Annotated in this window: 26 protein-coding genes; 11 read left to right on the forward strand and 15 right to left on the reverse strand. The window is 42.7% G+C overall.

Going from position 1 to position 25522, the window contains the following annotated elements:
• Nucleotides 1–197 precede the first annotated feature (197 nt).
• Nucleotides 198–632, forward strand: coding sequence for an HIT domain-containing protein (locus tag FTU42_RS05870; RefSeq protein WP_004646760.1), 435 nt, complete (start codon nucleotides 198–200; stop codon nucleotides 630–632).
• A gap of 56 nt (nucleotides 633–688) precedes the next feature.
• Complete coding sequence (locus FTU42_RS05875; protein WP_005171127.1) at nucleotides 689–2179, forward strand: adenylate/guanylate cyclase domain-containing protein; 1491 nt, start codon at nucleotides 689–691, stop codon at nucleotides 2177–2179.
• A 66-nt stretch (nucleotides 2180–2245) separates the two neighbouring features.
• Here the strand turns inward: FTU42_RS05875 and fdx are convergent, their stop codons facing one another.
• From fdx to FTU42_RS05915, 8 genes are all read right to left on the reverse strand, one after another.
• Entirely contained in the window at nucleotides 2246–2584 is a 339-nt protein-coding gene (gene fdx, locus FTU42_RS05880; protein WP_005171126.1) for an ISC system 2Fe-2S type ferredoxin, read from the reverse strand.
• Between the two features lie 15 nt (nucleotides 2585–2599).
• Nucleotides 2600–4459, reverse strand: coding sequence for a Fe-S protein assembly chaperone HscA (gene hscA, locus FTU42_RS05885; protein WP_100357144.1), 1860 nt, complete (start codon nucleotides 4457–4459; stop codon nucleotides 2600–2602).
• 34 nt (nucleotides 4460–4493) lie between these two features.
• A complete protein-coding gene (hscB, locus tag FTU42_RS05890; protein WP_005096765.1) occupies nucleotides 4494–5009 on the reverse strand; it encodes a Fe-S protein assembly co-chaperone HscB in 516 nt (171 codons plus the stop codon).
• 103 nt (nucleotides 5010–5112) lie between these two features.
• The gene (gene iscA, locus FTU42_RS05895) at nucleotides 5113–5433 is read right to left on the reverse strand and encodes an iron-sulfur cluster assembly protein IscA (RefSeq protein WP_005096766.1); all 321 of its coding nucleotides are present in this window, start codon (nucleotides 5431–5433) and stop codon (nucleotides 5113–5115) included.
• A 34-nt stretch (nucleotides 5434–5467) separates the two neighbouring features.
• The gene (gene iscU, locus FTU42_RS05900; RefSeq protein ID WP_005171124.1) at nucleotides 5468–5854 is read right to left on the reverse strand and encodes a Fe-S cluster assembly scaffold IscU; all 387 of its coding nucleotides are present in this window, start codon (nucleotides 5852–5854) and stop codon (nucleotides 5468–5470) included.
• 107 nt (nucleotides 5855–5961) lie between these two features.
• Complete coding sequence (locus FTU42_RS05905) at nucleotides 5962–7179, reverse strand: IscS subfamily cysteine desulfurase (RefSeq protein ID WP_180083158.1); 1218 nt, start codon at nucleotides 7177–7179, stop codon at nucleotides 5962–5964.
• A gap of 1 nt (nucleotide 7180) precedes the next feature.
• Nucleotides 7181–7654: an Rrf2 family transcriptional regulator gene (locus tag FTU42_RS05910; RefSeq protein WP_005096769.1), complete on the reverse strand. Its 474-nt coding sequence runs from the start codon at nucleotides 7652–7654 to the stop codon at nucleotides 7181–7183.
• A gap of 112 nt (nucleotides 7655–7766) precedes the next feature.
• Entirely contained in the window at nucleotides 7767–8417 is a 651-nt protein-coding gene (locus FTU42_RS05915; protein ID WP_005171121.1) for a hypothetical protein, read from the reverse strand.
• A gap of 203 nt (nucleotides 8418–8620) precedes the next feature.
• On the opposite strand from FTU42_RS05915, the gene FTU42_RS05920 reads away from it, so the two are divergent.
• The 3 genes from FTU42_RS05920 to FTU42_RS05930 all read left to right on the forward strand — a co-directional run bounded on the left by FTU42_RS05920 (nucleotide 8621) and on the right by FTU42_RS05930 (nucleotide 11526).
• A complete protein-coding gene (locus FTU42_RS05920) occupies nucleotides 8621–9100 on the forward strand; it encodes a phasin family protein (protein ID WP_005096772.1) in 480 nt (159 codons plus the stop codon).
• A gap of 157 nt (nucleotides 9101–9257) precedes the next feature.
• Nucleotides 9258–9530 carry an HU family DNA-binding protein gene (locus tag FTU42_RS05925; RefSeq protein WP_004786051.1) on the forward strand — a complete coding sequence of 91 codons (273 nt, stop codon included), beginning with the start codon at nucleotides 9258–9260 and terminating at the stop codon, nucleotides 9528–9530.
• A 130-nt stretch (nucleotides 9531–9660) separates the two neighbouring features.
• A complete protein-coding gene (locus FTU42_RS05930) occupies nucleotides 9661–11526 on the forward strand; it encodes a SurA N-terminal domain-containing protein (protein WP_074382837.1) in 1866 nt (621 codons plus the stop codon).
• 63 nt (nucleotides 11527–11589) lie between these two features.
• On the opposite strand, the gene FTU42_RS05935 is transcribed toward FTU42_RS05930, so the two are convergent.
• Nucleotides 11590–12459, reverse strand: a complete 870-nt coding sequence (locus FTU42_RS05935) for a DUF2797 domain-containing protein (RefSeq protein WP_005096774.1) — start codon at nucleotides 12457–12459, stop codon at nucleotides 11590–11592.
• Nucleotides 12460–12493: 34 nt separating this feature from the next.
• Here FTU42_RS05935 and FTU42_RS05940 point away from each other — a divergent pair, with 34 nt between their 5' ends.
• A complete protein-coding gene (locus FTU42_RS05940) occupies nucleotides 12494–12964 on the forward strand; it encodes a DUF6231 family protein (RefSeq protein ID WP_180083159.1) in 471 nt (156 codons plus the stop codon).
• Nucleotides 12965–13067: 103 nt separating this feature from the next.
• Nucleotides 13068–13736 carry a YidB family protein gene (locus tag FTU42_RS05945; protein ID WP_180083160.1) on the forward strand — a complete coding sequence of 223 codons (669 nt, stop codon included), beginning with the start codon at nucleotides 13068–13070 and terminating at the stop codon, nucleotides 13734–13736.
• A 64-nt stretch (nucleotides 13737–13800) separates the two neighbouring features.
• Here the strand turns inward: FTU42_RS05945 and FTU42_RS05950 are convergent, their stop codons facing one another.
• From FTU42_RS05950 to FTU42_RS05960, 3 genes are read right to left on the reverse strand one after another with little or no spacing between them, the layout of a single operon-like run.
• Nucleotides 13801–14415, reverse strand: coding sequence for an OB-fold-containig protein (locus FTU42_RS05950; RefSeq protein WP_005096777.1), 615 nt, complete (start codon nucleotides 14413–14415; stop codon nucleotides 13801–13803).
• A 20-nt stretch (nucleotides 14416–14435) separates the two neighbouring features.
• Complete coding sequence (locus tag FTU42_RS05955; RefSeq protein WP_171063348.1) at nucleotides 14436–14744, reverse strand: Rieske (2Fe-2S) protein; 309 nt, start codon at nucleotides 14742–14744, stop codon at nucleotides 14436–14438.
• 14 nt (nucleotides 14745–14758) lie between these two features.
• Complete coding sequence (locus tag FTU42_RS05960) at nucleotides 14759–15763, reverse strand: adenosine kinase (RefSeq protein WP_005171110.1); 1005 nt, start codon at nucleotides 15761–15763, stop codon at nucleotides 14759–14761.
• 277 nt (nucleotides 15764–16040) lie between these two features.
• Between FTU42_RS05960 and FTU42_RS05965 the strand changes: the two genes are divergently transcribed.
• The 3 genes from FTU42_RS05965 to FTU42_RS05975 all read left to right on the forward strand — a co-directional run bounded on the left by FTU42_RS05965 (nucleotide 16041) and on the right by FTU42_RS05975 (nucleotide 20762).
• Entirely contained in the window at nucleotides 16041–16493 is a 453-nt protein-coding gene (locus FTU42_RS05965) for a GNAT family N-acetyltransferase (protein WP_005096782.1), read from the forward strand.
• Nucleotides 16494–16658: 165 nt separating this feature from the next.
• Nucleotides 16659–19598 (forward strand): insulinase family protein, encoded by a 2940-nt coding sequence (locus tag FTU42_RS05970; RefSeq protein ID WP_180083161.1) that lies wholly within the window; start codon nucleotides 16659–16661, stop codon nucleotides 19596–19598.
• A gap of 21 nt (nucleotides 19599–19619) precedes the next feature.
• On the forward strand, nucleotides 19620–20762 hold the full coding sequence (locus tag FTU42_RS05975; protein WP_180083162.1) for a phospholipase A: 1143 nt from the start codon (nucleotides 19620–19622) through the stop codon (nucleotides 20760–20762).
• A 72-nt stretch (nucleotides 20763–20834) separates the two neighbouring features.
• On the opposite strand, the gene FTU42_RS05980 is transcribed toward FTU42_RS05975, so the two are convergent.
• The 3 genes from FTU42_RS05980 to ilvA all read right to left on the reverse strand — a co-directional run bounded on the left by FTU42_RS05980 (nucleotide 20835) and on the right by ilvA (nucleotide 24529).
• The gene (locus tag FTU42_RS05980; protein ID WP_074382832.1) at nucleotides 20835–22175 is read right to left on the reverse strand and encodes a TrkH family potassium uptake protein; all 1341 of its coding nucleotides are present in this window, start codon (nucleotides 22173–22175) and stop codon (nucleotides 20835–20837) included.
• The gene (locus FTU42_RS05985; RefSeq protein WP_005171105.1) at nucleotides 22172–22828 is read right to left on the reverse strand and encodes a TrkA family potassium uptake protein; all 657 of its coding nucleotides are present in this window, start codon (nucleotides 22826–22828) and stop codon (nucleotides 22172–22174) included. Before FTU42_RS05985 ends, FTU42_RS05980 begins: the two co-directional genes overlap by 4 nt.
• A gap of 162 nt (nucleotides 22829–22990) precedes the next feature.
• Nucleotides 22991–24529 carry a threonine ammonia-lyase, biosynthetic gene (gene ilvA / locus FTU42_RS05990; RefSeq protein WP_005171103.1) on the reverse strand — a complete coding sequence of 513 codons (1539 nt, stop codon included), beginning with the start codon at nucleotides 24527–24529 and terminating at the stop codon, nucleotides 22991–22993.
• A 104-nt stretch (nucleotides 24530–24633) separates the two neighbouring features.
• Between ilvA and rpiA the strand changes: the two genes are divergently transcribed.
• Nucleotides 24634–25305 (forward strand): ribose-5-phosphate isomerase RpiA, encoded by a 672-nt coding sequence (gene rpiA / locus FTU42_RS05995; RefSeq protein WP_100355010.1) that lies wholly within the window; start codon nucleotides 24634–24636, stop codon nucleotides 25303–25305.
• The last annotated feature ends 217 nt before the right edge of the window (nucleotides 25306–25522 follow it).

A 25522-nucleotide genomic window follows, 5' to 3' on the forward strand; every position in this document is an offset into this window, starting at 1 on the left:
ATGATACATTTCATTTTCATTGAAATTTTCAGGAATGATAAACCAGATTTTTTAATGAAATGTTCGAACAAATTCTCGTGATGCGCCTTGCAACAAATCATGAGAATTTGTCTTTAAACACATTGCTTTCAATATTCAGCTTCGGTTGGATATGTTAGTATTAGCCATCATTCTAATTTTGCATCATTTATAAAGATATGTTTAGTTTGCATCCACAACTTGCTCAAGATACTTTTTTTGTAGGCGACTTTCCTTTGTCAACATGTCGTTTGATGAATGATATGCAATTTCCCTGGCTGATCCTGATTCCACGTGTGCCGGGTGTCTCTGAATTATATGAATTGAGCCAAGCTGACCAAGAGCAGTTTTTACGTGAATCAAGCTGGTTATCAAGCCAGCTGGCACGTGTTTTCCGTGCGGATAAAATGAATGTCGCGGCATTGGGCAATATGGTTCCGCAATTGCATTTTCATCATGTGGTTCGTTATCAGAACGATGTAGCATGGCCGAAGCCTGTTTGGGGTACACCAGCTGTTCCTTATAGCAGTGAAGTATTAGCACATATGCGTCAAACACTCATGCTGGCGCTACGTGGTCAAGGCGATATGCCATTTGACTGGCGTATGGACTGATTAGCCCCAAGTATTCCGAGATCTATGAACGATTGCGGATTTCAGGGAGTGACTGAATGCAATTAGACGACTGGATTCAAAAAGAACCACAACAGTTTGAATATTTTCATCGCTTGATGGGCTATATCATGCTGTCTCTGGTTTTGGTCGTCTTTCATTACACTGAACCGGATACCCAGTATCAGCTCTTTGTTCCTGTGTTTTTATTCCTGATTTTATTGATTAGCTCGAAACTTTCGCGCTGGTTAATCTATCGCCATGATTATCGTATTCGGCGCAATGTTCTTTTTCTGATTGATGTTATTGTCATTGTAGTGGTTTTGGCCGCAGTACAGCTGGATCTGGTATTGTCCTTGCTGGGTTTGGTGGCAATACTCTATACCGCAATCAGTAATAAAATTTCATTGATGATGGCTTCTCTGGCCAGTCTGGTCGGGATCACCGTTTTTTATCTGGCCAATATTCTGGTCTTTGGTTTTGGGACTTATTTTGAACCGACCAGCAGTGAACTGACGGTTTTAGGCTTCATCTGCCTGATTACCTATTTTGGTGTCGGAAGTTTTTATCAAAGTGGTCGTGTGCAATATATGACCCAAAAGAAAAATCATTATTTTGAACAGATGAACCGTTATATGGAATTTGCCAATCAGCTGAGTCGTTATGCGCCTGTGCAGTTGTGGCAATCCATCATGAAAGGTGAATCTGAAGCAAAAATTGAATATAAACGTAAAAAATTAACAATTTTCTTCTCGGATATTCAAGGCTTTACAGAACTGTCTGAAACGCTTATTCCAGATGATTTAGCATTCTTGCTCAATGATTATTTGCGGCATATGACCGAAATCGCCAAGAATTATGAAGCGACTGTCGATAAATTCATGGGGGATGCCATCCTGATTTTCTTTGGTGATCCAAACTCTGAAGGCGTAGAGCAGGATGCCAAGAACTGTATGGAAATGGCGATTGCCATGCGTCAGCAAATGAAACTGCTGCGTGAGCGCTGGATTAAAATGGGTTATCCGCCACTGCATATCCGTATGGGTATTTCGACCGGTTATTGCCACGTCGGGAATTATGGTGCGACGCATCGGATGGCCTATACCATTGTAGGACGGGATGCCAATCTGGCAGCGCGCTTACAGAGCGCAGCTGAAGTGGATGAAATCCTGATTTCAGAAGATACTCATAATCTGATCAAAAATGATTATTTATGTGCGCCGAAGAAACCAATTTTCTTGAAAGGCATTAAAGCACCGGTAAGAACTTGGCAGCTAATGGAAAAATATGCATCGCAGAAAGTTGAGTATCAACGTTGGTTCGACTATGAATATAAAGGCTTTCATTTACTGCTCAATCTGGACGAAGTACAAAACTTTGAATATCCAGAATTGATTCATGTACTGGAAAAAATGATTAAACGCATTGAAACTCAGCAGAAATTGACCAACTCTCAAGGCATCGTCAAGCTTAAACTTGAAGATGAAGTGATTGAGCATCTCCAGCCACAAGACGAATTTGAATCACTCAAAGACTCCAAAGTAATTTAATCATTCTCATAAATATAAAAAACCACGTCTAAGCGTGGTTTTTTATATGATCTTTCAAGAAAAATCTTAATGATTTTCCGAAGCGTGATTGATGGTGTATTTTGGAATTTCAATTTCCAGATCTTCATCGACCAGTGTGACCTGACAAGAAAGGCGTGAATCAGGTTCCAGACCCCAAGCGCGATCCAGTAAATCTGCTTCTACATCATCCATTTCTTCGAGGCTGTCGAAGCCTTGACGTACCACAACGTGGCACGTTGTACATGCAGCTGACATATCGCAGGCATGTTCGATTTTAATGCCATTTTTGAGTAGGCTTTCGCACAGGTTGGCATTGTGTTCGACTTCAAACTCAGCACCTTCGGGGCAAATCTGCGCATGTGGAAGAACTTTAATACGTGGCATAGTCGTTACCTTAAATTAGTTTGAGTTTGACCAGTCGTCGAGTTTAGTGCCCTTAAGAGCGGCATCAATATGTTGATTCATACGTGCTGCTGCAAAAGCATCACTATGTATTTTAAGCAGTTCAACTGCAGATTCAATCGCTTTGATATCTGAACCTTGAAGCTCGGTTTCAAGTTGTGCCTGTGCAGTTTGCAGTGCTGCCAGTTGCTCTTCAGTCAACAGAGCGGCATCTACTTTTAGTGCCTGAACCAGTGCTTCTAGCTCACGCTGGGCTTCAACTTTGGTTTCATTCAAATGACGCAGATTTTTATCTTCCTCGGCAAATTTATAACCGTCAAGTAATAGGCGCTCAGTATCTTCCCCGGATAAGCCATAAGATGGCTTAATATCAATTTGCGCATGCACGCCAGATGTTGTTTCTTTGGCAGATACCGTCAACAAACCATCAGCATCGACCTGGAAAGTTACTTCGATACGTGCCTGACCGGCTGTCATTGGTGGAATGCCATGCAAGACAAAACGACCCAGACTACGACAATGTTCAACCAGATCACGTTCACCTTGAACCACATGGATCAACATGGCAGTCTGGCCATCTTGATAGGTAGTAAATTCCTGACGACGTGCTACAGGAATGGCTGTATTACGTGAAATCAGACGTTCCACCAGTCCGCCCATGGTTTCTAAACCTAAAGACAGTGGGGTAACATCCAGTAATAAGGAACCATCAGTCGAGTTGCCTATCAGTTGGTTTGCTGTAATCGATGCGCCAATGGCAACCACTTCATCCGGGTTAATCGTGCACAGCGGTTCTTGGCTAAATACGTCACCAACTGCTTTTTGTACGGCATAAGAACGGGTTGAGCCACCCACCAGAACCACATTTTGAATGTCATCCAGTTCAAGCTTGGCATCACGCATCACACGTTTACATACGCTGATGGTTTTGTCCAAAGCAACTTTAATGATTTCTTCAAAGGTTGGACGGTCAAGGTTTAAAACTTGATCGAGTAATTTGAGTTGAACTGAATCTGCATCAGACAAAGCTTCTTTGGCCTTACGTGCTGCCACAATAAAATGTGCATATTCAGCATCATCTAAAGTTTCGATGTTTAGCTGTTTCTTGGCCCATTTCAAAATTAAACGGTCCAGGTCATCACCACCGAGGGCAGTGTGGCCACCAGTCGCAAGCACTTCAAACACGCCTTGCGAAAAACGCAAAATCGAAACGTCGAAAGTACCGCCACCCAAGTCATAAATCACATAGTTGCGATCTGTACTCAAGTTGCTTTCCTGATCGAGGCCATAAGCCACAGCAGCAGCGGTTGGCTCATTCAATAAACGTAAAACATTCAAACCGGCAAGCTGGGCAGCATCTCGGGTTGCCTGACGCTGTGCTTCATCAAAATACGCTGGAACGGTAATCACTGCACCATTCACCGGATTTTTCAGACTTGCTTCAGCACGATCTTTGAGCTGCTTTAAAATTTCTGCAGAAATTTCAACCGGAGTTTTACGACCTTGTGCGGTTTCAAAAGCCGGCATTTCATTCGCTTCGCCGACCAAGGCATAAGGATGCTGGAATTTGATATCCGCTTGAGAGCGCCCCATGAAACGCTTGACTGAAACGATGGTATTTTTAGGATCGCTGGTAATAAAAGGCGCGGCTTCATTACCATATTGAGTCTGCTGTTCTGCATAATGCACGATAGAAGGAAGTAGCACACGACCTTGTTCGTCATTCAGCACTTTGGCTTTACCTGAAAGAACCGTGGCAACCAAAGAGTGGGTGGTGCCTAAATCGATACCAATCGCAATGCGGTGTTCATGTGGTGCACTTGATTGACCTGGTTCTGCAATTTGCAAGAGAGCCATAGTGTTACATCCTTTGCACGTTAAATATTAAAAATTAGAAATCATCATCAAGGTCAAAGCTGTCATCGTCCAGGAAGCGGTCTTCCGCCTTGTCGATATCTGCCATGACTTTAACAAAGAAGCGTAGTTTACGCACTGTATCGCGTGCTTCAGCCCAGTCTTCATCGGTATAGTCAATTTTAAACTCACGAACCAGACCGTCAATCCATTGCTGTACTTCAACTTTCAGTGAAGTTAAATCTTCAGCAGAGGTGGCATCGTCGAGTTGTTCACGAATTTCCAGAGCGTCCTGCAAGAATTCAAAATCACTGATCGATTGATCTAAGTGATAATCCTGTTTCTTGAGGGACAATAAATACGCTGCACGGCTATCGACCGCTGACAAAACTTTAAAAGCCTGATTGATATCGCTTGATTTAATCAGGGCCTGATCTTTGTCTTCAGCTTTATCGGGATGATATTGTTGCTGTAACTTTAAAAATTCAGTTTTTAAAGTTGCCAAATCAATATCGAGTGCTACTGGAAGATTGAACAGCTCAAAATGATTCATGGGAGATGGGGTCCGCGATTAATGTGCAAAAATAACTGTATAAATGCAATTAAAACAGTGTGAAACACACTGTTTTAATGTCAAAAGAGAATAACTGCCGGGTTTATACAGTGAAGGATTCACCACAACCGCATTCGCCTTTTTTGTTGGGGTTGTTAAATTCAAAGCCTTCGTTCAAGCCGTTTTTAACATAGTCCATCTCCATACCTTCAAGATAAACCAGACTTTTCGGATCAATGAATACTTTAACCCCAAACTGCTCAAATGCTTGGTCATGTGTATCGACTTCGTCAACGAACTCGAGTACATAAGCCAGACCAGAACAGCCTGAAGTTTTCACACCAACGCGAATGCCTTCACCCTTACCGCGATTTTTTAAATAATTGCTGATATGAGTTGCAGCATTTTCAGTTAAATGGATCATGAAAACTCCGTTAAAATTTAAAAACGTGGAACAATTAAGCTTTAACTTTCTTGTTACGGTAGTCTTCTACAGCTGCTTTGATTGCATCTTCTGCAAGAACAGAGCAGTGTACTTTTACTGGTGGAAGTGCCAGTTCAGTTGCAATATCGATATTCTTGATTGCTTGAGCTTGATCCAAAGTTTTACCTTTGAGCCATTCAGTCACCAAAGAACTTGATGCGATTGCTGAACCACAACCATAAGTTTTAAAACGTGCTTCTTCAATTACGCCTGCATCGTTGACTTGAATCTGTAAACGCATCACGTCACCACATGCGGGTGCACCAACCATACCCGTACCAACGTTTTCAGCATTTTTATCTAAAACGCCAACATTACGAGGGTTTTCGTAATGATCAATTACTTTTTCGCTATAAGCCATGTTGCTTCTCCAAACCTCGGGGTCAGCCTTAGTATTATTAAATATGGGGGTTAAAAAACTTTTCTCAATGAGATAGCAACCGATTGGTCACTATCTCAGAATGAAGATTAGTGCTCAGCCCATTCAACTTTAGAAAGGTCGATACCTTCTTTAAACATATCCCAAAGCGGAGAAAGTTCACGTAACTTCTCAACAGCAGCTTTAGTGATACTCAATACATGGTCGATATCTTCTTCAGTGGTGTATTTACCAAAGCTGAAGCGGATCGAACTGTGTGCAAGCTCGTCTGAAAGACCCAATGCACGAAGTACATAAGAGGGTTCCAGTGTTGCAGAGGTACATGCTGAACCTGAAGATACCGCAGCATCTTTCAAGGCCATCATCAGTGATTCACCTTCAACAAAGTTGAAGCTGATATTCAAGTAGTTCGCTACGTTTTGTGTAGGATGACCATTCAAGAACACCTGTTCAAGGTCTTGTACGCCATTCCAAAGCTTGTCGCGAAGTACACGTAAGCGGGTTTGTTCAGCTTCCAGATTCTTGCCTGCAAGTTCGAATGCTTCACCCATCCCCACGATTTGATGCGTTGCCAGCGTACCTGAACGCATACCACGTTCATGACCGCCACCATGCATTTCAGCTTTAAGGCGTACACGTGGGCTACGACGTACAAACAGGGCACCAATACCTTTGGGGCCGTAGATCTTGTGCGAAGAGAAGCTCATCAGGTCTACTTTTAAAGTTGAAAGATCAATTTCAACTTTACCTGCCGCTTGTGCTGCATCGACATGGAAGAAAATTTTGTTGGCACGAGTGATTTCACCAATCGCTGCAACATCAGTAACCGTACCGATTTCGTTGTTCACCATCATCAGTGAAACCAGAATCGTATCTGGACGAATTTCTGCTTGAACCATTTCCGGAGTAATTAAACCGGTTTGAGGTTGTGGTTCAATATAGGTAATCTCAAAACCTTCAGACTCTAACTCACGGCACGTATCTAAAATTGCCTTGTGTTCGATTTTAGAGGTAATGATATGTTTACCTTTCGATGCATAGAAATGAGCCACACCTTTAAGCGCAAGGTTGTCTGATTCGGTTGCACCTGAAGTCCATACGATTTCACGTGGATCAGCTTTAATTAAATTAGCGACCTGTTCACGTGCATATTCAACTTTTTCTTCTGCTTGCCAGCCATAAGCATGTGAACGAGATGCAGCATTACCGAAGGTACCTTCGAATGTTAAACATTCCATCATACGTTCAGCAACCTGAGGATCTACCGGAGTCGTAGCTGCATAATCAAGATAAATCGGACGTTTCATGTCAAATACCTGTAACCGATAAAAGGGCTGAATCAAAGGGTGCTGAATTTTGGCGTAATGACACTGTTTGTACATTGTCACGTGCAACCAGATCAGCAAGCGAGATTTTTGCTAAATAATCGGCAATGTGGTGGGAGAGTTCCTGCCATAAATCATGAGTCAAGCACATCGCACCATTCTGGCAGTTGCCTTTATGGTCACAGCGAGTCGCATCAACTGTTTCGTTTACAGCTTCGATAATTGCTAACACAGTAATTTCATCTGCATTACGTGCTAAATGGTATCCACCATTTGCTCCACGAACACTTGAAACTAAGCCATGGCGCTTGAGTTTCGCAAACAACTGCTCAAGATAGGCAACAGAAATAGTTTGACGTGCCGCAATTTCGGCGAGCGTAATCGTTTTTTCAGAAGGCTGCAAAGCTAGATCAAGTAGAGCAGTCACAGCGTAGCGACCGCGAGTGGTTAGGCGCATGATTCGATACACATGGTTAGACTAGATGTGTCGATTTTAAGAATCCCGACTAAATTAGTCAAGTTATTTTTAGTAGACCTTAGTGGGATTTAATTTTTTCATAATGAAAGATTTAGATACTGAGCCAATTATACACTAATAACGTAATCAAAAGTATGCTACTCAGGCCAAAAACAATATTAATGCGCTTTTGACGGCGTTCGATCCGTTTCAGGCGGTTTTTATACTGTTTGACTTCTACCTGCAAGGTATTGATCTTGGAACGCTGCTCTTCAATTTTCTTTAAGAGTGGTGCTATACGCTTTTTGGACGCAATAATTTCCGTTTCATCAGTGGGTGTTTCAGACAGCCAGTGTTTCCAGTCGGCTAATACTTTTGGCAAGCTGAATACGGTTAATAAATCACGAAATTCGTCTTTCAAAACCTGATGACCATCAATGCGCATACTACGAATGCTACGACGATTGCCAAAAATAAAAATTTTGATCAGATCGGGAAGTGTGGTACGCACATCCAGATCTACAATGCGACCCGGTGCTTTATGGTCAAATAAAAGACCATTTGTGGTGAATTGCACATAAAAGTCGAAATATGGAATATAGCTATTGATTTTAATCGAGATATTTTCATCTACAAACTTCTTGGCTTGTAATGCAACGACACGATCATGCTTGAGAATGAAGGTAAATATTGTTTCTAAAACAATTAACGTCATCGTAAGCAACAAATGCGGTTGATTTTGACTTTGTTGCGATTCGCTCATATACAACCAATCCTTACCTGAAATATAAAGTGAAAAAGCTTCCTGCCTGTGAAGAGATTTCAGGGTTAAATCAAATTAGACTTGAAATAAATTGCTTTGTAGAACAGTTTAGCAAATCTATCAAGTACTAAATTTGCTATTATGCAGTGATTTTGTAGAATAATTTATAATAATTGCGCAGAAAATAAACAGGAGCCGTGCACATGGACAAGTCAAAAACAGCACAAGACTCAGCTGAAGCTTTAAACCAGAAAACAATGAAAGCCAAGTCCAAATCTGCCTCGGAGCGCAAATCGGCTCTTGATTTTCGTAAATATACCAAACAGATCTGGCTGGCTGGACTGGGAGCATTTTCACGTGCCGAAGAAGAAGGCAATAAACTGTTTGACTCACTGGTCAAGGTTGGAGAAGAACTGGAGTCTAAAACTGCAGATATTGCAGATCAAACTGTAGAAAAGGTCTCAGAAAAGGCCAAAGAGTCGGTCACAGAGACCAAAGATAAAGTAGAAAAGCTGATCGACAACTCTGTTCATCACTCATTGAATCGTATAGGATTAGTCACACTCAAGGATGTACAACATTTGGAACGTTTAATCCTTCAGTTACATGCCAAGGTTGATCAGTTGACTGCGGAACAAGAAAAAATGCAGGAAGAATTGTCGAAAAAAACACAAATAAAATGACTTTATTTATTATTCAATGTTTTTTTCGCATATTTTTTGAAAAAAAAGAGGTTCTTAAGTATTGCGTTTATACCTAAAGCATTGCTATAAAGGCGTTATGGCATGTTAAACAAATTCTTGAACCTTAAATAAACGATATTAAGAGGACGTAATCTTCATGAATAAATCAGAATTAATTGATGCAATTGCAGAGAAAGGGGGATTATCTAAGGCTGACGCAGGTAAAGCTTTAGATGCTACAATTGCTTCTGTTACTGAAGCTTTAAAAGCGGGTGATACAGTTACTTTGGTCGGTTTTGGTACTTTCGGTGTAAAAGAACGTGCTGCACGTACTGGCCGTAACCCACAGACTGGCGCTACTCTTGAGATCAAAGCAAGCAAAGTGCCTAGCTTCAAAGCGGGTAAAGGCTTAAAAGACGCTGTAGCTTAAGCTTACCCAGCGATGAAACGCGCCTTCTTTGGCGCGTTTTTTATTGATAAAATAAATTGTGATGATTAACACATTCATTCAATGGGTATTTTCGGTTAAAATCCTTTGCAAATAAAATATTGGAATACTTATGGAAGCTTTTCGTAAAGTTATTAAGGGTTGGTTGGGTAAAGTTTTACTCGTTCTGTTTTTGACCCCGTTAGCGCTTGTAGGTATTGAAGGATATTTTAGCGGCGGGAGCTCTGATGCGGCAAAATCCGTGAACGGAACTGAAATATCTCAAAAAGAATTAGAGTCACTGACGAAATCATTTAAAGAACAATATCTCAGTTATGCCAATGGCGATGAAACCTTGCTGAATCAAAGCTTCATTGACCAGAAAGCCATGGATACTTTGGTTTCACGTACCTTATTGCTACAACAGGCAGAAGAATTAGGCATCAGCCTGAGTGACCAGCAAATTGTACAGATGATTGCCCAGCAGCCGACTTTCCAGCAAGATGGTAAGTTCTCTGATGCTTTATATGAGAACTATCTTAAATCAATTGGCATGACCAATCGTGCTTTAGTCGAAAGTTTGCGTAAAGATCATGCGCTGAAAATGCTGTCTTCGACATTCCTGGACTATCCACTGGTGAGTCCGGTCGAAATGCAGCAAATTGCCGATTTACAGACTGAACAGCGTCATATTCATATTTCCAGTATTAATCTGGACAGTTATAAACAAGATGTCAAAGTCAGCGATGCTGAAGTCGCTGCCTATTATGAACAGCACAAGGCATCGTTTACACAGCCGACCAGTGTAGATGTAGACTATGTGGTGTTGAAGCCAAGTGATATTCAAGCACAGGGTTTGGCAGTGACAGATGCTGAACTTCAGGAAGCGTATACAGCCTTTGTTGCGACACAAAAACAGGCAGTTAAACCAGAGGTGAAGCATATTTTGATTACGGCGGACAGTCGTAGTGATGCTGAAGCACAAAAACTGGCTGCAGAAGTGGCAGCGAAAATTAAAGCCGGTAACACTTTTGCACAGGCTGCAGCACAATATTCTGAAGATCCTGAATCCAAGTCTAAAGGCGGAGCAATTGCAGTCTATGAAACTGGCGTATTTGGTAGCACATTTGACCAGACTGTTAGCTCTTTAAAATCAGGTCAGGTCTCTGCTCCTGTGAAAACAGATTATGGCTATCATATTATTTCTGTGCAATCACCTGATGTGGCTGTGCCATCTTTTGAGTCACAAAAAGCACGTTTATCTGAAGAGGTTTTGGCTGCTAAAAAATCCAATGCATTCTCCGATACGGTGAATAGCTTGAATGATATGGTGGTGGGAAGTGATTCTCTGGAGGTTGTTACACAAGAAGTGAAAGGCGTGCAGGTTCAGAAAGCCCAAGGAGTAAAACTTTCAACCCGTGACCCAGTGTTGAGCGATGCCAACCTTAAAGTCAAACTGTTTAATGATGATGTCAAAAATGGTGATCGTAATGCTTCATCAAGCATTCAGTTGGCCAATGGTGATGTGGCCTGGATCAAGGTGCGTGACTATCATGCAGCTGGTGAACAAACACTGGCAGAAGCGAAACCGCGTGTTCAGGCTCAATTGATTGAAGACAAAGCCGCTGCTTTGGCAAAAGCAAAAATTCAGAAAGCTCTGGATGAGTTCAAAACCAAACCTGCTGCATCAGTCGCCAAAGGTGCTTTGATTTTTGAAGATGCTGGCGTGTATACCCGTGCTGAAGGTTTGCTAAAACGTGATGTACAACGTGCCGCTTTTAGTCTTCCGACACCAAAAGCAGGCCATTGGTCAGTGACCACAGCGAAAATGCCAAATGAGCTGGTCGTGGTTGCGGTATCAGAAGTAAAGAAAAACCCGGTGGATGTATTGAGTGCAGAGCAACGTAGTGAGTTGGTGAAGTTGTATCAGCAACTTCGTGGTCAGCAAGAATTTGATGACTATACGCGCTACCTGAAATCTCAGGCAAAAATCAAATAAGACGATCTTGAATAAAAAAACCAGCCTGCGGGCTGGTTTTTTATGCTCTAGCCAAATGAGGGTTTAAGCACGAATAATCAGTTCATAACCGGTATATTTACGCATATTGATTACACCGGTATCCAGAATTAAATACTGACCTTTAATACCCTGTAATTTGCCACGAATCACCGGAGTTTTATCCAGATTATGTGATTTAATCTTTTCTGGATATTGCTCGACCGGATAAATAAACTCGCGTGCCAATTCCTGCTCAAGCACTTCAATATTTTCATTAAACTCAAGATTCTGATTAAATTCTTCACGAATGCTTTGAATTTTAGGTGCAAATTCTTCTAACAGCTGTTCACGGACTTCAATCAGATTCAGTGGTTCTGCTTCACCTTTGAGCAGCTTGCGCCAGTCTGTTTTGTCTGCGACCTGCGTACCAAACATGACTTCCAATTTGCCAGAGAGGCGACGTGAGCCAACTTTCATAATCGGCAGGGCTTGGGTTGCGCCCTGATCCAGCCAGCGGGTCGGCATTTGGCTGGTACGGGTAATCCCGACCTTCAATGCACTGGAATTGGCTAGATAGACAATATGCGGTTGAAAGCAGACATTCTGGGCAAATTCATCTTCGCGGCAAGTGCCTAAATGATAATGACAGGTTTCTGGCTTCATGATGCACATATCACATGAAGCATTGGTCTTAAAACATTTAAAACAGTGACCTTGCGAGAAAGATTTTGAGGTTTTATTGCCACAAGATACGCAATAAATCTTCCCCGTCCATTCAATCTCGATGTCTTGGCCTAAATTAAACGGAAGATCAATTTCTGCACGATCCAGAATTAATTTATATTCAACATTTGCCCGTTGTATCTGTTGATCAGTTACACTAAGGTCCTTGAGGCCGACGTGCATTTTATGACAAATGCCCTGAAGTTCCATAAAAATTACTCACTTAAATCATAAGGATGCAGTTATGGCTGAGCAGAATGTCATTACTTCAATGCTAGACGATTTCGCACAGGAACAGCCAATTCATACTGCTATTTGTATTGGGCAGGACTTGACTCAAGTCCAGTTTCAGCCATCTATTCAATGGCACTATTTTAGCGTATCTGAGTTTTTAAATCTGCCTTTTCAGCAACGCTATGATCTGGCAGTAGTCATGCTGGATACCACGGAAACAGCTAATTTATCTGAGCAGATGGTCAGTCAAACCTTGGTTAAATTACGTGATTTGTTTGCTAAACGGCTGGTGGTGGTGAGTCGACTGCAAGATGAAAAATTATTACGTGCTTTGGGTTTGACTCAATTAATTGACAAAACAGCCCATGAGGCAGATTTTGCTCTCTGGCAATTTAATATTTTAACTTATAAGCATGTACCAGACTGGTTTAATTCCAAGTTCTGGGCCAATCCGGAAAACTGGGATAAATTTCGCTGGTAAGCTCAGATGGGCGGAAAAGCCATTGCAAATCTTAACATAAACAGGCCTAGACAATAGAAAGACAGTCCGTATTCTGTAATGAGATGCATACAGGATAGAAGACATGACAAATCTGAGTAGTATTGTAGAAATATTGGCCAAGCAGGCATTGGGCGGGAATCAGTCTCAACAACAATCTTCATCACAAGGTGGTTTGGGTGATATTCTGGGAACTGTATTGGGGCATTTAAATCCATCTCAGAATCAGCAGCAAACTCAAAACCAGCAAACTCAGTCCGGTTCTCAGAATCGACAAAATGGATTGGGAGCAATTCTGGGTTCAGTGCTGAGTCAACTGGGCGGACAGAGCAGCCAAACGACTTCGCAGCCTCGTTCAGGATTTGGCGGTGGCTCGACTGGCAAGACTTTATTAATTGCAGTGCTGCCATTGGTATTGGCCTGGATTCAAAAACAGGGTGGTTTACAGGGCGCTTTGGATAAGCTCAAAGGTCAGGGTCTGAGTAGCCAGGTGGATGACTGGGTGTCTACCGGTCCTGGTGAAAATGCCAATGTTGACCCTCAGCAGGTACAAAACCTGTTTGATGATCAGGAGGTGGAAGAAGTCGCACAGCAAACCCATGCACCGAAGCAGGATGTGTATAGTGCAATTTCACAAGTTTTGCCGCAGATTATTGACTCACTTACGCCACAGGGTGAACAGACCAGTAAGCAGGAAGCCAATAATGATATTCAAAATGTCTTGAATATGGTCTCAGGGCTTCTCAAAAAATAAATTCCATCATGTAAAAATCCCGATTTGAGTCGGGATTTTTAATGCTATGCAGACTTTAAAATCGCTAATCTAGGTTCAGGCTAAACAGCTGGTTAGAGTCACAGATTTTTTTGGCAATATAATGAGATTTTCGGGTACGAATTAAAATAATTTGCGATTGAAAACCCAGTTCACCAAACTCTGGCTCTACCTGTACATAATGCAGTTGCCCATATTCATCTCGAACCCGCGCTTGAGCAGAAAATCCAGGGCGGGCATTGCCACTTGAAATCGTTGCCAGACGGCCGAGCAAATTGACATTATTCTTTTTATATTTGGGTGGAATGACCTGATCCAGACAATGAATCATAAAAATCGTAAAAAAAGTGGCAATAATTAAAGCTGGAATAATCAGATAATAAGCCGGCAGAAACTCAAACTCCTGAGAATAGATCAGGAATTGTAAAACATAGCCAGCAAAGCTGAAATTCATCAGAAAGAAAAATACAATTAGGGTTTTGGAGAATTTGACATTCAACAGGTCTAATTGTTGAAAATTATAAGGTGAAATTTTTTGCAAAAATTTGCTGGATCTGAGTCCAAAATAGAAACCAATGGTTTTCACCACGCCAAACAAAATAATCGCCAATAAACTGAGATGAAAAGGCATCAGATTATAGTCTAGAAAAAATGCAGGCATGGTGAAGTCCGTTTTAGGTCTTATTCTGTGAGGTAAATTCCGCCATCAGAATGCACGGTAATTTCTACTTTTTCAAGTGACTGACCTTGGCAAGGCCCGGAAATACATTCACCGCTTTCTACCAAAAACAGTGCACCATGCGTTGAACATTCAATAAATTCCTGATCACGATCCAAAAACTGGTTTTCCAGAAATTCCAGCTCGACTTGCAAATGCGGACACAGGTTTTGATAGGCATAAAAGGCTCCATCGCGCTGGGTAATAAAAATAATATCCCCATTGTCCAGTTCAAAAGAGCGTGCTTCACGCTCTGGAACATCTTCGGTCATACAAATTTTAAACATTAAGCACATTCCTTCTGAAAGTCTTGTAATAATGCCGCATAGTCTTCAATCGCTAAACGTGGGCCAAATTGCGAAACCACCTGACTGGAAATTAAAATCGCCAGTTCAGCCGCAGTTTTAAGACCTAGGTTGGCATTCAAGGCATACAGGAAAGCCCCGGCAAATGCATCACCGGCACCATTCGCATCTACTGCAGTAACTTTGCGGCCAGGCACTTTAAATGTATTGTCGTGATCCGAAATAAGTGCACCCTCGGCTGACAATGTAATGACAACGTGTTGACTGAGTGTTTTTAATTTAACTAGAGCCGCGTCAATATTATCGGTCTCTGTATACATCAGGGCTTCTTGCTGGTTACACAGCAACAGGTCGACACCTTCTGCAATCATTTCATCCAGACCGGCACGCGCATATTGCACCATGGCAGGATCCGATAAAGTTAAAGCAATTTTAACTCCGTTAGCGCGGGCAATTGCACGTGCCTGTTTGACGGCATGGCGTGCTGTTTCAGAAGTCGATAAATAACCTTCGATATATAGCCATTTCGCAGTATTTAGCGCACTAAAATCAATTTGTTGATCCGTGAGTTCAGCAGTAATACCTAGATAAGTATGCATGGTACGTTCAGAATCAGGACTCACCAGAACCATACAAGTTCCCGTTACACCTTCGCTGATCGACTGGATTGTGGTCTGAATGCCTGCATCATTTAAACCTTTCAGATAGATTTGCCCCAGTTCATCATTACCAACACGGCAACCATAAAATGCAGAACCGCCAAGTGCAGAAAATGCCACGGTAGTGTTGGCTGCTGAACCGCCTGAAGCCTGACCCTTATAAACTTGAGTCGCTTGAAGATTTTGATAAAGTCTGGCCTGAGTATCACCATCTGTCAGCTGCATGGTGCCTTTTTGCAAGTGATGTGCAGTTAAAAAGTCGTCAGACACTTTAAATTCTTGGTCAATCAGCGCATTACCAATTGCAAAAAGATCAACATTTGCCATGTTCAAATATCACATTAAAAATGAAAGTGCCAAGTTTACACGATTGCTTGGGATTGCTGTAGTTTGCTGAATCATTTTCAAATATTTTCCAAAAATGCTGTATTTTATTCAGTGACTATCTTTGGTCTAAGATTTGACTTATTTTTATGCACTACGTTGCTGTAGCATTGATTTAAGCATCAAATTTTATTTATAAGGATATATCGCGTTCGACATGATACTTTAAAGTCGTTCTGCGAAGATCATTCTTCACAATCATTTCAAATAGTGTGCGTATATGGATATTAAAATTGTAAAAGTTGAACAACTTCCTGACCAAGTCGAAACGCTAGCGACCCTTGCGCGTAAAGAAGGCTTAGATGTGTTGGATAAGTTAATTGAAGAATATCGCACCGGTAAAAACTGCTTTGCTCAAGCCAATGAACATTTACTGGTCGCGCATGATGGCAAAAAACTGATTGCCTGTGGTGGCCTAAACCAGCAATGGGGCGATAATGGCATTGAAGAGCGGATTGGTCGTGTGCGCCGTTTTTATGTCCATCCAAAATATCGGCTGCATGGGGTCGGTAAACAGCTTCTGGCTTATCTGGAACAGTTGGCAGCTCCGCATTATTCGGCCTTATGTCTGCAAACAGATACCCGACTGGCTGCCAGCTTCTATCAAAAACAGAATTATGTATTTGTGGAAAATAATCCAAGTTATAACTACTTCAAATATTTGATTTCGTGATCTTGCGGCTGTTGAGCCAGACTTAGCCAGTAAATTTGATGATTTAATTTTCAAATGATCAAGTTTACTTAATTTGATCAAAATCCTCGGTTTTCAACGTGAATAATTCAGATAACTAAAGCTATAATGTCCTTAGTTATTTTAATTAAAGCATTAGGAGATCGCATGACTGTAGATGTCACTGAAACCATTTCTCAAACTGTACATCCTGCGTTTCAGTTGTTACGTCAACAACATGTTGAAGCTTTAGACATTTTTGTGTCTGAATATAAACATAAAGTGACTGGTGCCACACATTATCACCTGGCGACCAATCACGATGAAAATGTCTTTCTGGTGGCGTTTCGTACCCAGCCGATGGATTCTAAAGGCGAAGCACATATTCTGGAACATACGGCACTTTGTGGTTCAGAAAAGTTCCCGGTGCGCGATCCATTCTTCCTGATGATCCGCCGTTCATTGAACACCTTCATGAATGCCTTTACTGCGGCAGACTGGACGGCTTATCCATTTGCAACGCAAAACAGCAAAGATTTTCAAAACCTGCTTGAAGTGTATATGGACGCGGCATTTGCTGCGAACCTGAATCCACTGGATTTTGCACAAGAAGGCATTCGCATTGAGCTGGAAAATGGCGAGCCAGTCTATAAAGGCGTGGTCTTTAATGAAATGAAAGGGGCGATGAGTTCGCCTTCAGACCAGCTTTATCATACGCTGGCGCATCATTTATATCCGCATACCACTTATCATTATAATTCTGGTGGTGATCCTAAAGACATTCCTGACCTGACTTACCAAGAGTTAGTTGATTTCTACAAGTCACATTACCATCCAAGTAATGCAGTGTTCATGACCTTTGGCAATAAAACCGCTTTTGAATTACAAGAGCAGTTTGAAAATCTGGCATTGTCCAAATTTGAGCAAGGTCAGACCTTATATCCAACGCCTGAAACCCGTTTGACTGCACCATTGACTGTGACAGACAGCTATGCGGTCGATGCTGAAGATTTGCAGGACAAAACCTATCATGTGCTGTCATGGTTATTGCCAGAAGCCAGCAATATTAAACTGCGTTTAGGTATGCGTTTAGTCGAAGGGATTTTGCTGGAAGATTCAGCATCACCACTGCGTCATTATCTGGAAACCTGTGACTATGCACAGTCTAGTGGTCCATTTATGGGCGTGGATGATTCTAATTTTGAAATGACCTTCTACTGTGCGGTACAGGGTTCAAATCCTGAACATGCGGAAGAATTTAAAAATGGCGTGTTTAAAGTTTTAGAAGATGTCGCCTCTAAACCGGTCGATCAGAACATGGTCGATGCAATTTTGCATCAAATTGAACTGCATCAGCGTGAAATCAATGGGGATGGCACGCCTTATGGTCTGAGCCTGATTCTGAGCGGTTTGGGCAGTGCGATTCATCACCGTGATCCGGTGGAAGTCTGGGATGTGGATTCCGCGATTGCTGCGGTGAAAGAAGAACTGCAAGATCCAATGTGGTTATCCAACCTGATTCAAGAGCATCTGCTGGATAATCCGCATCGTGTACAACTGACCCTGGTTCCGGATGCGACCAAATCTGCCAAAGAAGCGGCCGATGAAAAAGCCCGTCTGGCTGAAATTGGCAAGAATCTAACCGAAGAGCAGAAAGCTGACATTATTGCCCAGACTGAAGCATTGAATGTGCGTCAGGATACACCGGATGACTTGAACTTATTGCCAAAAGTCGGTCTGGAAGATGTACCTGCGGAATTACAGATTGTTCAGGGCCAGTTACGCGAGATTATCTGTAATCAGGTCGATACGCCGTTGAACCTGTATCATGCCGGTACCAATGGTATTTATTATCAACAGGTTTTAGTGAATATTCCAGATGACGTGGTGCAGTCGCCATACTTCAATCTGCTTTCGATTTTGATGGGCGAAGTCGGTGCGGGTGAATATGATTATCTGGAATTCCAGCAACTGCAAACAGCGGTAAGTGGCGGTCTGGGTATGGGCGCATCGTTGCGTTCTAAAGTCGATGACAAAAACAAGATCACGGCTTGGCTGACACTGACCACCAAATCACTGGTGAATCATTTAGATGCCATTCGTCTGTTGAAAATCGGTTTTGAACAGCTACGTTTTGATGAAAAAGACCGTATTATTGAACTGTTACAACAGCGTAAAACACGCTGGCAGTCACGTGTTTCCGGTTCGGGGCATAGCTATGCGATGCAATCTGCATCTCGTCAGCACAGTGCCTTGGCATTGCGTGATTATCACAATACTGGTTTGGGTGCATTAAACTGGCTGATCGAGCTGGTCTCTAAAATTGAAAAAGATCCGGCTGAATATGATCTGCTGATTGACGAGTTAAAACGAATTCATCGTGTCCTGTTGCAAGCCTCGAAGCAGTTCCTGCTGGTGTGTGAAGAGCCGCAATCTGATAGCTTGATTGAAGAAATCCAGAATGTCTGGGACAAACTGGCGGTTGATCCTGCACCGGTTGCACTGACTCAAATCGAAAAAGTGACGCATGATCAGCATGAAGCCTGGTTAATTCAGGCCAATGTCCAGTTCTGCGCGGCTGCTTATCCGGCGGTCGAAGTGGCGCATCCTGATGCTGCTGCCTTGATGGTGCTGGCGGGTTATTTACGTAATGGCTTCCTGCACAGTGCAATCCGTGAAAAAGGTGGTGCTTATGGCGGTGGTGCCAGCTATGACGGCAATGCCTGTTCATTCCGTTTCTACAGCTACCGTGACCCGCGTCTGGCAGAAACCTTTCAGGACTTTGATGCCAGTATTCAGTGGTTACTCAATGCGCCGCAACAGCCGCATCAACTGGAAGAAGCGATTCTGGGTCTGATTGCCAGTATGGATAAACCGGGTTCACCAGCGGGCGAGGCAATCACTGCATGTTATGCCTATCTGCATCAGCGTACACCAGCATTCCGTAAGAAATTACGTGAACGTCTGTTAAATGTCACACTGGATGATTTAAAGCGTGTTGCACAAACTTATCTGCTTGAGCAGCAGGCTACTAAGGCAGTCGTGGCGCCAGTGGCAAAACGTGAAACGCTGGAGCAGCTTGGTTTTGTAATTCAACAAGTTCTATAAATAAAAAAATGAGGATAAGGGATGGCGCTTAATTCGTTTAGGCGCTCAACTCTGCAGCTGAGCGTTGTGCTGGGCTGTACAGTTGGGACGCAAGTGAATGCGGAAGAAAAAATAGTGGTGAATAGTCCCATGCCGGCAACGGCTGAAGCCTGTGCAGCACTGGAAATCAGTGCAGAACGTCTGGCCTGTTATGATAGCTTGTTTAAAATAGCGATTACCGATAAGCCGGTGATCGTTTCTGAACGTCGTGCAGCAGTAGAAATTGCGCCTGAACCTGATAATTTAAAAGCCAAGATTGGACAAACCGTTTCCAATATTTATGCTTCTGAAGGATCAAAGCTGACACCAAATCTGTCTTTGCTGGATAGTCGCTGGGAATTGTCTCCGGAAAGTAAACTGGGTACCTGGAACATCCGTTCTTATCAGCCAATTTATCTGATGCCCGGTTTTTGGACTTCAAAGAAAAATGAATTACCCGAGAGTGAAAATCCCAACAATATAGAGACAGAGAAACAGAATCTCACCTCAACTGAAGCTAAGTTTCAACTGTCTTTAAAGACCAAGGCGGTTGAAAATATTCTGGGGAATAATGGGGATCTCTGGCTCGGTTATACTCAGTCTTCACGTTGGCAGGTCTATAACTCGGAAGAGTCACGTCCGTTTCGTGAAACCAATTATGAACCCGAAGCAAGTTTTGTTTTGCGTACCAATTATGACCTTTTTGGTCTTAACTGGCGTATGTTGGGACTAACCATTAATCATCAGTCCAATGGCCGTTCTGACCCGTTGTCGCGTAGCTGGAACCGCGTCATGCTGAATCTGGGCTTTGAAAAAGACAATTTTGCCCTGATGGTTCGCCCTTGGTATCGCTTTGAAGAGAATCGTGACGACGATAACAATCCCGAGATCAAGAACTATATTGGACGCGGCGACATGACGGCTTTTTATCGTCATAACGAGCATGATTTTTCCTTGATGCTGCGTCATACCTTAAAAGGCGGTGATGACAATCGTGGTGCAATCCAGTTTGACTGGTCATTCCCGATCAGTGGCCGTTTACGTGGTCAATTCCAGCTTTTTGATGGCTATGGCGAAAGTCTGATTGATTATAACCATCGTGCCACTTATGTGGGCTTGGGTGTTTCCTTAATGAACTGGTTCTAAGTTTCCAGGCTTCATCATTTTAGAATTAATATAAAAAAACCATGCTGTAGCATGGTTTTTTTATTGGGTGGTTTAACCAATCTGGATTTCTGAAGGCGGATGTTTGATTCGGCTCTTTTTCGGGGTAGCAATGAAATAAGCTAAAGTCAGTGGCCCTAAACGTCCTGCAAACATTAACAGCATCAAAATAATCAAACTGGCAGGTTGCAGTTCTTCGGTTATTCCTCGGGTCAAGCCGACCGTACAGGCTGCTGACACGGCTTCAAATAACAGATCGAGAAATTCATGTTCAGGTTCCAGAATTAATAAACTCATAAAACCCATCACAATTAAGGCTGCCGTAATACAGACCACAGCCAGTGCCTTAAACGTAGTTTTTTCGGGAATAGAATGATTAAACAGACGGATTTCATCTTCACGTCTTAAAAAACTGATTACGCTAATCAATACAATAATAAACGTGCCGACTTTAATTCCGCCCGCCGTACTTAAGGAGCCGCCGCCAATAAACATCAGAAACATGGTGACGAGGGTCGATGCATCACTCATTTGCTCCATCGGTAAGCTATTAAAGCCTGAAGAGCGGGGAACAGTGGCATGGAACCAGGCATTCACGGCTTGATCGCCTAGACTCATCAGGCCCAAAGTTTGCGGATTAGAGGCTTCGAGCAGCCATAGCACAATAAACGCACTCAGATTGAGCCCCAGAATCGTCGAAAGAATGAGCTTGCTATTGGTACTTAACTTGCGCCAGCGTCTATGTTGCTTGACATCCATCAGCACCAGAAAGCCGATACCACCAATGATATACAGCATACTGATGGTAAAGGTGATCAGATACTGCCCTGAAAAGCTCATCAAGCTATTTGGAAAAAGCGAAAATCCACCATTATTGAACGCTGACACACTATAAAAGGCAGCATAAAAGAGTGCTTCACTGAACGGATATTCTCTGAGCCAGGACAAGGTCAGAATCAGCGTACCGATAGCTTCAAAAAACAGGGAATATAAAAATACCGCTTTAATGGTAAAACTGACTTTTTTCAGGCTGGTCTGGCCAATCGATTCCTGTGCCATGACTTGCTGTTTGAGCCCCATCTTGGGTGCCAGACTCATCACTGCCAGAATGGCAAAGGTCATAAAACCCAGTCCACCGCATTGCAGCAGAAACATAATGACAATCTGGCCAAATACCGTATAGGCTTCACCGACATTCACTACGGACAGTCCGGTAATGGTCACCGCAGAAGTAGCCGTGAAAATGGCTTGCAACCAGCTGATATCACCCTGATGGGCAATAGGTAACATCAGTAGCAGTGAACCGATCAGGATTAATCCGAGAAAACCCAAGGCCAATAAACTCGGCGGGCTGAGATTAATGGTTCTATGTTGCTTTAAGTCAGAACTTCTCATAGCGCTTTAAAATATCTGGCGAGATGGCGTAAAGGCTCCAGTAATCCTTCAACCACAAGAATATCGCCTTCCTGCAGAATCAGGTCGGATGCGACCTGGTATTGCACCACTGATCCGCGCTTATGTAATAAGGTGGTGATTTCAGGGGCGTGCTTCATCAGTTGGTTGAGCGGCGTAGCATGATGATCGGCATGAATCTCAATTTTGACAATATAATGATCATCTTCCAGTGCCATATAACGACTGACCATCGGGTAGCTTAAAGACTGAGCCACACGCACGCCCATATCTTCTTCAGGATGAATGATTTTCTCGACATTGAGATGAGTCAGAATCATGTGATGGGATTTGGATTTGGCTTTTACCCAGATTTTTTTGACGCCCATATTTTTCAGGTGCAATACACACAAAATACTGGCTTCAATATCTTCTCCGATCGCCACGACTACGGCATCACAACGCTGCACATTCAGTTCATCTAGCACATGCTCATCGGTTGCATCGGCAATTACAGCATGGGTCAGTTGATCAGAAATATTTTCTACATATTTTTTATTCAGATCGATTCCGATCACTTCATGATTCAGACTGATCAGTTGCGTGGCCACAGTCGCACCAAAACTACCCAGCCCAATCACTGCAAATAATGCCATGAATATTGTCCTAACTATTTTTATTACATCTCAATTTTAGTGTAAGAGAATTTCGTAAAAATTGCGCTGCTATTCAGCAAGCTCTGCCGAGATAAATAGTATGATCATGATTTTGAGTTGCACATAAAAAACCGCCTCGAAAGGCGGTCTATATTTTAACAATTACTTCAGGAAGCGCTGATAGCCCAGATTATTGGTAATTTCCTGATATGGATATGTAATGGTTTCAAGGGTTTCAATCAAGCCATCCGGATTCTGCTGCGCATCGGTCGCCTCCAGACCCACCAGAACACGCCCTTCCGCAGCGCCGTGGTTACGGTAATGGAACAGGGTAATGTTATGCGTTGGGCCAAGACGTTCCAGGAACATTAATAAAGCACCAGGACGTTCTGGAAATTCCACCCGGAACAGGCGTTCATTTTCAATATCGGCATGACCACCAATCAGGTAACGAATATGCAGTTTTGCCACTTCATCATCAGACAGGTCATCGACGTCATACTGGAATTTTAGCGTTTCATAAATTTCCTGACGTTCTTTTTCACCATTTTTTAAGCTGATCCCAACAAATACTTGAGCAGCAGAGACATCACTGGCACGGTAATTAAATTCGGTAATATTGCGACCTTGCAAAGCGCGACAGAAGTTGAGGAATGAACCTTTCTGTTCTGGAATCGTCACGGCAAAAATCGCTTCTTTACGTTCACCGAGTTCGGTACGTTCGGCGATATAACGTAAACGGTCGAAATTCATGTTGGCGCCGCACACAATCGACACCATATTTTTACCTTCGATTTTATGTTCTTCGACATATTTTTTAATGCCGGCCAATGCCATAGCACCTGAGGGTTCGACAATGCTGCGGCATTCGTCATAAGTATCTTTAATGGCTGCACAAATTTCGTCGGTATTGACCAGTACCACATGTGGTTCTACGATCGGGCCAGAATTATCTGACTTTTGCAGGCGAATCACTTCAAATGGTTTTTCACCAATTTGTGCGACGGCTGTACCGTCAGCGAATAAACCCACAGAAGGTAAAATGACACGTTCATTGGCCTCTAAAGCTGCTTTTAAGCATGCCGATTCGTCATATTCCACCGGAATGACTTTGACATGCGGGGCAACATCACCCAGGTAGGCTGCCACACCTGCGATCAGGCCACCGCCACCTACCGCTACAAATACATAATCGACATCGCGCCATTGACGCAAGATTTCATTGGCAATGGTACCTTGACCCGCCATCACCAGCTCATCATCATAAGGCGGAATAAAAGTCATGCCATCTTCTTGAGCACGTTGAATTGCATATTTGTTGGCAACGTCGAATGAGTCACCATGTAAAACAACTTCACCCCCAAGGCGTTTTACCGCTTGGACTTTAATATCTGGTGTTGTTTTTGGCATTACGATAATGGCGCGAATACCCAATTTTTTACCCGATAATGCCACGCCTTGCGCATGGTTGCCTGCTGAAGCTGTGATGACACCACGTTCCAGTTGAGATTTAGGCAATTGACTAATGCGGTTATAAGCACCGCGTAGCTTGAATGAAAAAACCGGTTGTAAATCTTCACGTTTAAAGCGGATGTTATTATTGAGTCGTTCGCTAATTCGTGGTGCTGCTTCGAGTGGAGTTTCGATTGCAACATCGTAGACCGTTGCTTGTAATATTTGTCGAACCAAACGAGACAGCATGTTAATTTTCCATCTAACAGTTTAAAATAGGCGCTTATTGTAACAAACCATACGGCTTTGCGGTTCGAAAATACTGCAAAAGTCCAAAATAGTTGAGTGAAGCCATGAGTCTATATGCAACCCAAGATGAGAAAAAACAAGCAGCGGCCCGTGCTGCTCTGAAACACTTACCAAAAGGCGGCATTTTAGGCGTAGGTACCGGAAGCACGGTTAACTTTTTAATCGATTTATTGCCAGAACTTCAGTTAGAAGCGGCTGTGGCAAGTTCTGAAGCAACGGCGCAACGTCTTAAGAAGTTAGGCATTGAAGTGGTCGATATGAACTCTGTCGGCGGACTAGATGCTTATGTCGACGGCGCAGATGAAATTGATCGTCATTTGCATATGATCAAAGGTGGTGGTGCAGCACTGACACGTGAAAAAATTGTGGCATCGATTGCAAAGAAATTCGTTTGCATCGTCGATGATTCAAAATGGGTCGGACAATTGGGACGCGATTTCCCACTGCCAGTTGAAGTGATTCCTATGGCACGTTCTGCGGTTGCACGTAAAATTGTCTCTCTGGGCGGTGATCCTGCATATCGTGAAGGTGTCGTGACTGACAATGGTAATGTGATTTTAGATGTGCATAATCTGAATATCTTAAATGCACTCGAGCTTGAAAAAACGCTTAACAATATTCCTGGCGTGGTCTGTAACGGAATTTTTGCGATTAATAAAGCGGACATCGCAATTGTGGCAACCAATGACGGTATTGAAGAACGTACTGCGGTTTAATCTATATGAACTTTTTATGTAAATTGAGTTTCGATTTATATTTTAATTTCTAATGGAAGTTCCCTCTCCTTTGAAAGGAGAGGGTTTGGGAGAGGATGTATATGAAGAATGCCCTCATCCTAACCTTCTCCCTGAGGGAGAAGGGACTTTTCAATATTAATTCCACTACCATTATTGAAATTTAGAATTCCTTTAAAACTTCTCTTAAAAATGTGAG

The sequence above is a fragment of the Acinetobacter sp. YH12102 genome (assembly GCF_013419125.1).
Lineage (GTDB): Bacteria > Pseudomonadota > Gammaproteobacteria > Pseudomonadales > Moraxellaceae > Acinetobacter > Acinetobacter pseudolwoffii.